1 protein-coding gene is annotated in these 292 nt (G+C 66.1%); it reads right to left on the bottom strand.

Annotated elements, in window-relative coordinates:
• The coding region (locus VT50_RS37990; protein ID WP_046091221.1) for a condensation domain-containing protein at positions 1-292 on the bottom strand (292 nt) is incomplete at both ends.

The following is a 292-nucleotide window of genomic DNA, read 5'->3' as shown; positions in this document are numbered from 1 at the left end:
GGCCGGTCGGTCGGCAGGACAAGCTCCTCTGGCGCACCCGCCAACGCCTCCCGCCAGTAACCGAGCTGGCCACTGATCACACTGCCCGGATCCTCAAGCGAACCCAGCACCTCACGCTGCCACAACGCATAATCCGCATACTGCACCGGCAACGGCACCCACCCCGGCACACCACCAGCCCGCCGCGCCGCATACGCCACCCCAATCTCCCGACCCAACACCCCCATCGACCAACCATCAACCGCGATGTGATGCGCCACCACCAACAACACATACTCCGACGGCCCCATCC

The organism is Streptomyces antioxidans (assembly GCF_000968685.2).
GTDB lineage: Bacteria > Actinomycetota > Actinomycetes > Streptomycetales > Streptomycetaceae > Streptomyces > Streptomyces antioxidans.
This window is presented reverse-complemented; position numbering and strand designations above follow the sequence as displayed.